Below are 11,047 nucleotides of genomic sequence, written 5' to 3' on the forward strand. Positions count from 1 at the left end.
AAAACGGGCATACTTTCCGTGTGCCGCTTCACACCTACCGCTTCCGGGACACCTGGCTGATCGCCGCGCCCGCGCGGTTGGTGTTCGACGCGGTGGTCGACCTGGCCGGTTACCCCCGGTGGTGGCCGGATGTCCGGTCGGTGAAGCGGGTCGACGACGACACCGCGGAACTGGTCTGCCGGGCGACCCTGCCGTATCGGCTGGTGGTGCGCATGCGGCGCGCGGAGCAGAACGTGCCGGCGGGCCGGTTGCGCGTGCAGCTGGCCGGGGATCTGGAGGGCTCGCTGGCCGCGCTGGTGACCGGGGGTGCCGAGGGTACCTGGCTGCACATCACCCAGCACGTCCTGGTGACGAAACCGTTGCTGCGCCGCCTTTCCCCGGTCGCGCGGCCGCTGTTCCGGGCCAACCACGCCCTGATGATGCGCCGGGGCCATCGCGGTCTGAGATGTCTGCTCTGCGCGGCGCATGCCGGACCGTGAACATGTTCCGGGGGAAAGGGAAAAAAGAAGTACCCCCTGACGCCCTTGGCCCGGTCGGGGCTTGGCCTCACGGGAAGATCATTGGCCCTGCTCACCACTGGGGCCGGAGGCCGGGAGATCGCCGGTTTCACCCGGGCGTGCCGGAGACGAGGCCGGCAAGCTGGGCGTGATCCACGTGCCGGAATGACGGAGACGGGTCGGGGCCGCGGCCCTGGACGGGGGACGGCGGCCCCGACCCACGGGCGTCAGCCCGCCGAGACGGGCACCTTGATGTCCGTCTTCGCCCCTTCCTTCGGATGGTCCTCGTCGAGCAAGGTCGTCTCGTCGAACTGGTCCTGACCGGAGAGCACCAGTCCCGCCTTGGCCCGGTCGAACTCCTTGGTCCAGACTCCAATCAGCACGGTGGCCACGGCGTTGCCCGCGAAGTTGGTCAGCGCGCGGGCCTCCGACATGAACCGGTCGATGCCCAGGATGAACCCGACACCGCCGACCAGTTCCGGCCGGTGCGACTGGAGCCCGCCGGCGAGGGCGGCGATCCCGGAGCCGCTGACACCCGCCGCGCCCTTCGAAGCGATGATCATGAAGAGCAGGAGCGGGATCTGCTCCCCGACGGACAGCGGCTGTCCCTGGGCGGCGGCGATGAACAGCGTGGCCATCGTCAGGTAGATCGACGTGCCGTCCAGGTTGAACGAGTAGCCGGTCGGCACGGTGATCCCGGCGACGCCCTTGCTGACCCCGAGGTGCTCCATCTTCGCGATCAGCCGGGGCAGCGCGGACTCCGAGGACGAGGTCGAAAAGATCAGCAGGAACTCGCGGCCGAGGTAGCGCAGAAGGCTGAACATGTTGAGCCGTGCCCCGAGCCACAGCACGGCGCCGAGTACGGCGAACACGAACACCACGCAGGTGATGTAGAAGCCGAGCATCACCACGAGCAGGCCGCGCAGCGCCGCCCACCCGGTGTTGCCGACCACGGCGGCGATGGCGCCGAACGCGCCGATCGGCGCCGCCCACATGATCATCGCCAGGATCCGGAACACCAGTTTCTGCACGTGCTCGATCCCGCGCAGGATCGGCTCGCCGGCGCGGCCCAGCTTCTGCACCGCGAACCCGGCCAGCAGCGCGACCAGCAGGGTCTGCAGTACCGAGCCCGAGGTCAACGCCGAGAGAAGCGAGTTCGGGATGATGCCGAGCAGGAAGTCCGTGCTGCCCACCGACGTGGCCTGCTGGTGTGCCTTCGCCGCGGAGGCGGGGTCGAGGTGCAGGCCCGAGCCCGGGTGCAGCAGGTTTCCCACGACGAGGCCGATGAACAGCGCGAACGTGGACATCACCAGGAAGTAGCTGATGGCGAGCAGGCCGACCTTGCCGACCTTCGCCGCCCTGGCCACCGATCCGATGCCGAGCACGATGGTGCAGAAGATGATCGGCGAGATCATCATCCTGATCAGGTTCACGAATCCGTCGCCCAGGGGCTTGAGGCCCTTGGCGAAGTCCGGCGCGGCGAATCCGACGATCACGCCGAGCACGACCGCGGCGACCACCGCGAAATAGAGGTAATGAGTCCGGTCTCGGCGCCGTGGCGTGGCGTCGGCCGAAGGCGGTGTCGGCACCTTTGCCTCCAATAGTCCGATCCTGTGCGTGCCCGTGGGTGGCGCGGGCGCGGATGGTGGCCACTATCGGATGTGCCTATGAGCAGGGTCACGGTTGTGTTCATTGAGTTCGCGGAGCGGACGTGGGCCCGGCGTGGGCGGCGGTTACATTCTGGGCATGGGAAACGGGCGCCGGAGCCTCGCGCGGCAGCTGCTCCTGTTGCAGGTGGCAGGGGTGGTCGTGCTGGTCGCGGTGGGCGCAGTGCTGGCCTACGTCAACGCCGCCGCCGCGGCGGACCGGCGGGCGGGCGACGAGGTGACCGCGGTGGCGCACACCATGGCCGACAGCCCCGCCGTGCTCGCCGCGTTGTCCACACCGGATCCCAGTGCCCAGCTGCAACCGCTTGCCGGACAGGTGCTCGCCGACACGCAGGTGGACTTCATCACGATCATGACCCCGGAGGGGATCCGGTACACCCACCCGAACCCCGCGCTGGTCGGCCAGCGCTACCTGGGCACCATCACCGAGGCCCAGCAGGGCAAGACCTACGTCGAGACCTACACCGGCACGCTCGGGCCTTCCAAACGCGCGATCGTCCCGGTCTTCGACGGCAACCGGAAGGTCGTCGCGCTCGTGGCGGTCGGGATCAAGACCGAGGTGATCTCGGCCGACCTGGCCGGCCAGCTCTCCGCCGTCATCATGGTGGCCACCGTCGCGCTCGCGGTCGGCGTCGCGGGAAGCTTCTGGGTCAGCGCGCGACTGCGGCGGCAGACGCGGGGGCTGGCGCCGGCCGAACTGGCCGGCATCTTCGCCTACTACGAGGCGACGCTGCACGCGGTCCGCGAAGGGCTCGTGCTGGTCGACGCCGATCAGCGGGTCGTGCTGTGCAACGACGGCGCACGTGACCTGCTCGGGCTCACCGAGGATCCGGCCGGGATGCCGGTCGCCGAACTCGGCCTGCCCGCCTCACTCGCGGACGCCTTCTCCGCGCAGTTCCCGCGTACCGACGAGATCCATGTGACCGACACCCGGGTGCTCGTGGTGAGTACCGCCCCGGTGCACTCCGACGAGCGGTCGCCGGGCACCGTGATCACCCTTCGCGACCACACGGATCTGCAGCAGCTGACGGGGGAGCTGAACACCACCCGCGGGCTCGCCGAGTCGCTGCGCTCGCAGGCGCATGAAGCGGCGAACCGGCTGCACACCGTGGTGTCGCTGGTGGAACTGGGACGCGAGCGCGAAGCGGTCGAGTTCGCCACCGCCGAGCTGGAAATCGCGCAACGGCTGACCGACCGGGTCGTCGGCGCGGTGTCCGAGCCGGTGCTCGCCGCGCTTCTGCTCGGCAAAGCGGCCGAAGCCAGCGAACGAGGGGTGGAGCTGGTGCTCACCGACGACACCGCGCTCGACGAGCTGGACATCGAATCGCGGGATCTGGTCACCGTTCTCGGCAACCTCGTCGACAACGCGATCGACGCGGCGATCGAAGGCACGGAGACGGCCAAGCCCAAGGTGACCGTAACGGCCAGAATGGACGGTGCCGAGCTGCTGATCCGGGTCGCCGACACCGGCCCCGGAGTGGCTGACGCGGCCAGGAGCGAGGCGTTTCAGCGCGGCTGGTCCACCAAACCCCACGACTGTCCGGCCGGGCGGGGGCTCGGCCTGGCGCTGGTCGGTCAGGTGGTCCGGCGGTACCACGGCAGCATCGACCTGCGCAACGACGGCGGTGCGGTGTTCACCGTGCGGATCCCGGCGGCGCCGCGGTGATCAGGCTGCTGGTGGTCGAGGACGACCTGGTGGCCGCCGAGGCACACCGTGAGTACGTCAAGCGCGTGAACGGCTTCGAGGTCGCCGGCGTGGTTCATTCGGGCGCCGACGCGTTGCGGTTCTGTGAGCGGGAAGCCGTCGACCTCGTGCTGCTCGACTTCTACCTGCCGGACACGCACGGGCTGGCGGTGTGCCGGGCGTTGCGCGCGGCGGGCAGCACGGTCGACGTCATCGCGGTGACCTCCGCGCGTGATCTCGCGGTGGTGAAGGCGGCCGTGTCCGTCGGGGTGGTGCAGTACCTGCTGAAACCGTTCACCTTCGCGTCGTTTCGCGAGAAGCTGGAACGGTATGCCGAATTTCGCCGCAGTGCCGGGCACGCGGCGGACCAGACCGATGTCGACCGTGCGCTGGCCACCCTGCGCCCTTCGGCGCAGCAAGCGCTTCCGAAGGGAATGAGCGGGCAGACCCTCGACGCGATCGTCGCCGCTTTGCGCGCGGAGGACAACGGCCTTTCCGCGGGGGCGGCCGCGTCCGCGACGGGTGTCTCGCGGGTGACGGCCCGGCGTTATCTGGAGTATCTGGCCGACAACGGGCTGGCGAAACGAGAGCCACGGTACGGCCAAGTGGGCAGGCCAGAGGTCTGGTACCGCCCGGTGAACTGATTCCTCGCACCAACGAGACCGAAAGTCCGGACCGGCGGCCGAGCCGCGTTTCAGGCTCCGCGCCACTGTCGGCCGGATTGGTATCTACGGGCCTGATATCTACTACAGGCACTGTGCGATTACAGGCACTGTACGATCCGCGGCATGAGCCAGCCATACCAGCCGCAGCAGTTTCCGATCCTGCTGTCCACGATGAACGATTTGCCGGGCTACAAGGTGGTCAGGGTGTTCGGGGAGGTCTTCGGACTCACTGTGCGGAGCCGGAACATGTTCTCCAACATGGGCGCCGGTTTCAAGGCACTGGCGGGCGGTGAACTGAAGGGGCTGTCGAAGCTGCTCTCCGACTCGCGGTACGAGGCGCTCGGCCGCCTGGCGCAGGAGGCGATGGGTCACGGGGCCAACGCCGTGCTCGCGCTTCGGTTCGACTGCAACGAGATCGCGAACACCGCCAGCGAGATCGCCGCCTACGGAACCGCCGTCTACGTCGTGCCCGAGGGAGCCGAAGGTGGGCACCAGGCGGCGCAGCAGCAGGCCGCGCACGCCCAGTACCAGCAGCAGCCCCAAGGTCAGTACCAGCAACAGGCCTACTCGCAGCAGCAGTGAGGCGCCGCTAGCCCAACAGCACCGTCGCCACGGCGGGGACGGTGAGCGATCCCTGGACGGCGCCGGGCAATCCGGTGACCGGACCGACCGGGAGCCAGGTCACCGTTCCCGACCGCTGGTTCGACGCGTACATCCATTGCCCGTCCAGGACGAGATGCCGCGGCCAGCTCCCGCCGGCCGGAACGTTTCCGGCGAGCCGGGTCAGTGCGCGGGATCCCAGCCGGGCACGACCTCCGGGTTCAACTCGCACACCAGGTAGGCCAGGCGACCGCCGGGGATGGCACGCCAGATCCCGTGGTCCGGACTTGGCGGGCAGCACGAGCCGCTGATGCCGCGCGAGCTTTCCGTCGCGGAGGCGGTGGACGTACACGGCGTCCGCACCGGGGTCCACGCATCCACTGCTCGGTCACCGTGCCTTTGGTGCGCTCGTTGGTCGCGTAAAGCACCGTCCGGCGAAAATTTCACAGGACGTCTGGACCTTATCTGGGCCTCGCCTACATCACGGCCATCAGCACGGCGGCGACGGCGAAACCCGAAATCGACAGCAGGGTTTCCAGCACGGTCCACGTTTTCAGGGTGTCGGCGACCGAAATACCGAAATACCGTGAGACGATCCAGAATCCGCCGTCGTTGACGTGCGAGGCGATGATCGAACCGGCCGCGATGGCGACCACCAGCAGCGCCAGCTGAACCTGCGAATAGTGGAGATCGCCGATGGTCGGTGCGATGATCCCGCCGGTGGTCACGATCGCGACGGTCGCCGAACCCTGCGCGATCCGCAGCCCGCAGCTGATCACGTAGGCCGCGAAGATCACCGGCAGCCCGGCATCGTGCAGTGAGCCCGCGACCGCCTTGCCGATCCCGGTGGCCGAAAGCACCGCGCCGAAGAACGCGCCCGCGCCCACCACCAGCAGCAGCATCGCCACCGGGCGGAGCGAGGCGGCCGACAGCTCGGCCAGCTGGGCGCCGGTCATGCCCCGCCGGATGCCCAGCAGCCAGGACGCCAGCAGCACGGTGATCGTCAACGCGACCGCGGGCGTGCCGAGGAAGGCCGCGACCCCGGCGATCGCGGAGTCCTGGGGCAGCCAGATGCTGCCGAACGTGCCGGCCAGGATCAGCACGAGCGGAGTGGCGATGACCGCCGACACAAGGCCGAGCGACGGTGGGTTCTCCTCTTCCTCTTCGGAGTCCTCGACGATCATTTCCTCCGGGACGGGGATGAACTTCCGCTTCCCGATCCATGACGGGAACAGCACACCGCTGATGAACCACGCCGGGATGCCGCAGACCGCGCCCATCAGGATGACCCAGCCGAGATCGACGTGCAGCAGCCCGGCCGCGGCCACCGGGCCGGGGTGCGGCGGGATGAACGCGTGGGTCACCGACAGCCCGGCCAGCAGCGGAAGGCAGTACAGCAGGATGGACCGGCCGCCCTGCCTCGCGGCGACGTAGACCAGCGGCGCCAGCACGAAGATCCCGATGTCGAAGAACACCGGGATACCGAAGATCAACCCGGACAGCCCCATCGCGAGTGGAGCCCGCTTCTCCCCGAAGGCACGCAACAGCGCCGATGTCAGCACGCGGGCGCCGCCGGACTTCTCGAGGATCGCGCCGAGCAGCGTACCGAGCCCGATGATCGCCGTGACGTGCCCGAGGATGCTGCCGAAACCCTTTTCCAGCAAGGAATCCGAAGTCTTCTGGGCGGTCCCGACGATCGTCCCCACCGGCAGCCCGGCGGCGAGCGCGGTGAGCAGGCCGACCACGATCAGCGCGATGAACGGCTCGACCTTGAACCTGATGATCAACAGCAACAGGACGGCGATGGACACGGCGGCGAGCGTCAGCAGCCCGCCGGTGGTGTGCTGCAGCCAGTGGATCAAGCGGTCCCTCCAGTTCGGTTGCGCAGCGAATGCCCGGCGAGCGCGCCCGTCGGTCTGCCGTCGTCGATGGCCGCGACGCCGTTGACGAAGACGTACGGAATGCCCTCGGCCCGTTGCCGTGGGTTGTCGAAGGTGGCGGTGTCGCGCACGGTTTCCGGGTCGAAGAGCACCAGATCGGCCGCGTAACTCTCCTTGACCAGCCCGCGGCCGGCCAGCTTCAGCCGTTTCGCGGACCGGCCGGTCAGATGCGCGACACAGTCCGCGAGTCCCAGCACGCCGAGTTCCCGCACGTAGCGGGCCAGGTAACGGGGAAAGGTGCCCCAGGCGCGCGGATGCGGGCGGTCGCCGACCAGCAGCCCGTCGCTGCCCCCGGTGTGCGTGGGGTGCCGCATGATCGCCTGGACGTTCTCCTCGTGGCCGACGTGCATCAGGCACGAGGCACCGAACCGCTCGGAGATCAGCACGTCGAAATACAGCTCCGCGGGCGGAATGCCGGCCCTGCGGGCGGATTCGGCGATGCTGTGGCCGACCAGGTGGGTGTTGCGCGGCCGGCGCACGCCGTTGATCTCGATGACCGCCCAGTCGATCGGGACGCCGTGTGCCCCATCCGACCCGGTTTCCTCGATCTCCTGGCGGATCCGCTCCCGGGTGTCCATATTGGACAGACGGGCGATGGTCGCGTCGAGGCCGCCTTCGGCCGCCCAGCTCGGCAGCAGCGCCGAGAGGTAGGTCGCGCCGGGCAGATACGGGTAGGTGTCCAGGCTTATGTCCGCGCCGTCGTCGAGCGCTCGGTCGATCAAGTTCAGCAGCTCGGGTGCCTTCCCTTTGTTGACCGAGAAGTTCATCGTCGCGTGCGCGAAGTGCAGGGGACACGAGGCCCGCCGTGCCACGTCGATCATTTCGCCGAACGCCGCCAGCGCGCCCGCACCATAGCCGCGGTGGTGCGGGCTGTAGTAGCCGCCATGCCGTCCGACCACTTCGCAGAGCGCGACAAGCTCGTCCGTGCTCGCGTACATTCCGGGCGTGTAGGTCAGCCCGGACGACATGCCGGCAGCTCCTTCCGCCAGCCCGGTCGCCACCAGCTCGCGCATCGTGTCCAGTTCGGACTCGGTGGCGGGCCGGTCGTCCAGCCCGACCGCGAGCATCCGCAGTGAGCCTTGCGGCACGAGGTAGGCCGCGTTCACCGCGATGCCCCGGTCGAGCCGGTCGAGGTACTCGCCGACCGAGCGCCAGTTCCAGTCGAAACCCGCCGGGTCGTCGTTCCAGCCCGCGAGCTGCCCGCGCAAGGCCGCGAGCGTGGTGTCGTCGACCGGGGCGTAGGACAGCCCGTCCTGGCCGAGTACTTCGGTCGTGACGCCTTGGGAGACCTTCGCGACGTGGCCGGGTTCGACGAGGATCTGAAGGTCCGAATGCGAATGCATGTCGATGAAGCCAGGCGCCAGTACGAGGCCTCCGGCGTCAACGATCCGGCGCCCGGTCAGGCCGGTCCCGATCTCGGCGATCCGGTCGCCGGAGACGCCGACGTCCGCGCGGTACGGCGCGGCGCCGGTGCCGTCGGCGACTTGGGCACCACGGAAGACGGTGTCCACGACGGACTCCCTAGAAATAGGTCCGGACGAACTCGGTCACGGTCTCGCCGTCCACCACGGGAATGAGCGGCCACTTGTCGAACACCGTGCAGGGATGGGAAAGCCCGAGGCCGACCCAGTCGCCGACTGCCAGGGGCGAGCCGGCGGGCAGCGCGACGAAGGCATGCTGGTCGTTGAGCTTGGTGACGGTGTGTCCCGCGAGTTTCGCCGCGGTGTCGCCCCGGCGGTACAGCTGGGGCTCGGGCAGTCCTTCGTCGAAGGACGCGTCCCGCTTGCCGAGGGTGAGGAGCGCGAGATCGTTTGCCGGCTTGGAGGTCACTTGAGCCCACGCCCGCAGCGCCGGACGGAACGGCGGCGTGCCGATGATCCGCGGATGGTCCCCGAGCGGGGAGATCTCGCGATAGAAGCCGTCGTCGTGGGTCAGGTAGGCGCCGCTGCGCAGCACCGGCACGACCGCCAGCTCCGCGGGCCAGCCGGTGGCCAGTTCCTCGGCGACCTGGTCGAAGAACGCGCTGCCACCCGCCGTGACGATCACCTGCTCGGTCTCGTACGAGTCCGCCAACGCGATCGTGAGCGCCTTCAGCCTGCGCAGGTAGGAGGCGACGATGTCGCGGGACTGCTTGCCGGCGTCGTGCGCGAGTGCCCCTTCGTACCCGCCGACCCCGGCCAGGCGGAGCACCGGGCTGTCCCGGACCGCCGTGCCGATCGCGAACGCGGTCTCTTCCTCGCGGACGCCGGTCCGCCCTCCTGACCCGCCCAGCTCGACCAGCACGTCGACCGGGCGGTCCGCCCCCCGCAGGGCCTCCGTCATCAGTTCCACCGCACGAACCGAGTCGGCCCAGCAGCTGAACTCGAACCGGGGGTCGGCCTCCAGTTCGGCCGACAACCAGCGCAGCGCGGCCGGATCGACGAGCTGGTTCGCCAGCACGATCCGTGACACGCCGAAGGCGCGGTAGATGCGCAGCTGCCCGGCGTTGGCGCAGGCGATGCCCCAGGCGCCGTGCTCGATCTGACGGGCGAACAGCTGGGGTGCCATCGTGGTCTTGCCGTGCGGCGCGAGCCGCAGGCCATGCTGGGCGCACCAAGCGGACATCGTGCGGAGGTTGTGTTCGAGCGCGTCGGCCTCCAGCACCACGATCGGCCCGACGAAGCCGTCGGTGAACAGGTTGGGCCGCCGTCCGGCGGCTTCCGCGAGCGTCAGGCCCCACAACCACGAGGGGACCGACCTGAACCGCCAGTCCAGCCGTTCCTCCCCGATCGCCGCCACCGCGGTGTGGTCCATCGAGCACCCGGAAACGGGCTCCGGCATGGTAAGGTCACCCCGTTGCGTAATGTGCAATGTTTGTTGCATATGATGAGTGCTGTAGATCTAGCACTGTCGCTCGTTCGGGTCAAATATCGCCGGGGAGAGTCAAGGTGAGTCAGAGTCTTGATCGCGGGCTGAGCGTGCTCGGGGCGCTGGCCCGGGGCATGGGCACCCTCGACGAACTGTCCACCGAACTCCAGGTGCACAAGTCCACCGTGCTGCGGCTGCTGCGCACGCTCGAAACGCACCATTTCGTCCGGCGCGATGGGCCTCGGCACTATCTGCTGGGCAGCGCGCTGTTCGACCTGGCCAACCGCGCTCTGGAAGACCGCGATGTCCGGCGCGGCGCGGCGCCCGCGCTGTCCGAGCTCAACGTGCGCACCGGACACACCGTGCACCTTGCGACTTACGAGGACGGCGAGGTCGTCTACATCGACAAGTACGAGGGGCGGCATTCGGTGCGCATGTACTCGCGGATCGGCAAGCGCGCCCCAGTGCACTGCACCGCGGTGGGCAAGGTGCTCGCCAGCGCGCTCGATCCGGCACGCCGCGCCGAGGTGGCCGCGAGCCTCGACTACGTGGCCATGACCGGCAACACGATTACCAACCGCGAGGAGTTTTTGGCCGAGCTGGCGCGAGTCGCCGAGCAGGGCTATGCGGTGGACAACGCCGAGCACGAGGACTTCATCCACTGCATCGCGGCGCCGGTGCGCGGCGCCGGCGGCGAGGTGCTGGCCGCGGCGTCGATGTCGGTGCCGAAGGTGCTGCTAGACTACGAAGGCCTGCTAGCGCTGGTGCCCGAACTCCGGGCCGCCACGAAGGAAGCTTCCGTCCACAGTGGATGGACGGAGAACGGAAAGGGGCACTGATGAGCAAGACGGCAGTTTCCACCGAGAACGCGCCGAAGCCGCCGGCGAAGTTCTCGCAGGCCGTCCGCAAGGGGAACCTGCTGCAGGTCGCCGGCCAGGTCGCGTTCGACCCGGCCACCGGCGCGATCGTCGGCGACGACGTCGTCGGCCAGACGCGGCAGACGTTCAAGAACATCGAGGCCGTGCTGGCGGAGGCGGGCTCGAGCCTCGCCGACGCGATCATGGTCCGGGTGTACCTGACCGACACCGCGCACTTCGCGCCGTTCAACGAGGTCTACAACGAGCTGATCGGCGACGCGCCGCACGCC

The 11,047-nt window shown here is 69.0% G+C and carries 11 protein-coding genes; 6 read left to right on the forward strand and 5 right to left on the reverse strand.

Annotated features, from left to right (window positions below; translation table 11 throughout):
• Positions 1 to 20 precede the first annotated feature (20 nt).
• Positions 21 to 479: an SRPBCC family protein gene (locus tag VJT49_RS01705; RefSeq protein WP_324162394.1), complete on the forward strand. Its 459-nt coding sequence runs from the start codon at positions 21 to 23 to the stop codon at positions 477 to 479.
• 245 nt (positions 480 to 724) lie between these two features.
• Here the strand turns inward: VJT49_RS01705 and VJT49_RS01710 are convergent, their stop codons facing one another.
• Entirely contained in the window at positions 725 to 2,086 is a 1,362-nt protein-coding gene (locus VJT49_RS01710; RefSeq protein ID WP_324162396.1) for a cation:dicarboxylate symporter family transporter, read from the reverse strand.
• Between the two features lie 157 nt (positions 2,087 to 2,243).
• Here VJT49_RS01710 and VJT49_RS01715 point away from each other — a divergent pair, with 157 nt between their 5' ends.
• The 3 genes from VJT49_RS01715 (at position 2,244) to VJT49_RS01725 (ending at position 5,095) form a co-directional block, all read left to right on the forward strand.
• On the forward strand, positions 2,244 to 3,830 hold the full coding sequence (locus tag VJT49_RS01715) for a sensor histidine kinase (RefSeq protein ID WP_324162398.1): 1,587 nt from the start codon (positions 2,244 to 2,246) through the stop codon (positions 3,828 to 3,830).
• Positions 3,827 to 4,492 (forward strand): response regulator, encoded by a 666-nt coding sequence (locus VJT49_RS01720; RefSeq protein ID WP_324162400.1) that lies wholly within the window; start codon positions 3,827 to 3,829, stop codon positions 4,490 to 4,492. Before VJT49_RS01715 ends, VJT49_RS01720 begins: the two co-directional genes overlap by 4 nt.
• 144 nt (positions 4,493 to 4,636) lie before the next feature.
• Positions 4,637 to 5,095, forward strand: coding sequence for a YbjQ family protein (locus VJT49_RS01725; protein ID WP_324162402.1), 459 nt, complete (start codon positions 4,637 to 4,639; stop codon positions 5,093 to 5,095).
• 7 nt (positions 5,096 to 5,102) lie between these two features.
• Here the strand turns inward: VJT49_RS01725 and VJT49_RS01730 are convergent, their stop codons facing one another.
• The 4 genes from VJT49_RS01730 to VJT49_RS01745 form a co-directional block, all read right to left on the reverse strand.
• Positions 5,103 to 5,486: a beta-propeller fold lactonase family protein gene (locus VJT49_RS01730; protein ID WP_324162404.1), complete on the reverse strand. Its 384-nt coding sequence runs from the start codon at positions 5,484 to 5,486 to the stop codon at positions 5,103 to 5,105.
• A gap of 103 nt (positions 5,487 to 5,589) precedes the next feature.
• Positions 5,590 to 6,975, reverse strand: a complete 1,386-nt coding sequence (locus tag VJT49_RS01735) for a gluconate:H+ symporter (protein ID WP_324162406.1) — start codon at positions 6,973 to 6,975, stop codon at positions 5,590 to 5,592.
• Positions 6,972 to 8,564 (reverse strand): D-aminoacylase, encoded by a 1,593-nt coding sequence (locus VJT49_RS01740; RefSeq protein WP_324162408.1) that lies wholly within the window; start codon positions 8,562 to 8,564, stop codon positions 6,972 to 6,974. The genes VJT49_RS01735 and VJT49_RS01740 overlap by 4 nt, the downstream gene beginning before the upstream one ends.
• 10 nt (positions 8,565 to 8,574) lie before the next feature.
• Positions 8,575 to 9,873: an amino acid deaminase gene (locus VJT49_RS01745; protein ID WP_324162410.1), complete on the reverse strand. Its 1,299-nt coding sequence runs from the start codon at positions 9,871 to 9,873 to the stop codon at positions 8,575 to 8,577.
• A 107-nt stretch (positions 9,874 to 9,980) separates the two neighbouring features.
• On the opposite strand from VJT49_RS01745, the gene VJT49_RS01750 reads away from it, so the two are divergent.
• Positions 9,981 to 10,739, forward strand: coding sequence for an IclR family transcriptional regulator (locus VJT49_RS01750; protein WP_324162412.1), 759 nt, complete (start codon positions 9,981 to 9,983; stop codon positions 10,737 to 10,739).
• The coding region (locus VJT49_RS01755) for a RidA family protein (RefSeq protein WP_324162414.1) at positions 10,739 to 11,047 on the forward strand (309 nt) is incomplete at its 3' end. The genes VJT49_RS01750 and VJT49_RS01755, both read left to right, overlap by 1 nt.

Source organism: Amycolatopsis sp., assembly GCF_035276945.1.
Taxonomy (GTDB): Bacteria; Actinomycetota; Actinomycetes; order Mycobacteriales; family Pseudonocardiaceae; genus Amycolatopsis_E.

Coding starts and splice junctions, on each gene's coding strand:
- VJT49_RS01715 (WP_324162398.1), top strand. CDS start 2,244: ATGGGAAACGGGCGCCGGAGCCTCGCGCGGCAGCTGCTCCTGTTGCAG.
- VJT49_RS01725 (WP_324162402.1), top strand. CDS start 4,637: ATGAGCCAGCCATACCAGCCGCAGCAGTTTCCGATCCTGCTGTCCACG.
- VJT49_RS01745 (WP_324162410.1), bottom strand. CDS start 9,873: ATGCCGGAGCCCGTTTCCGGGTGCTCGATGGACCACACCGCGGTGGCG.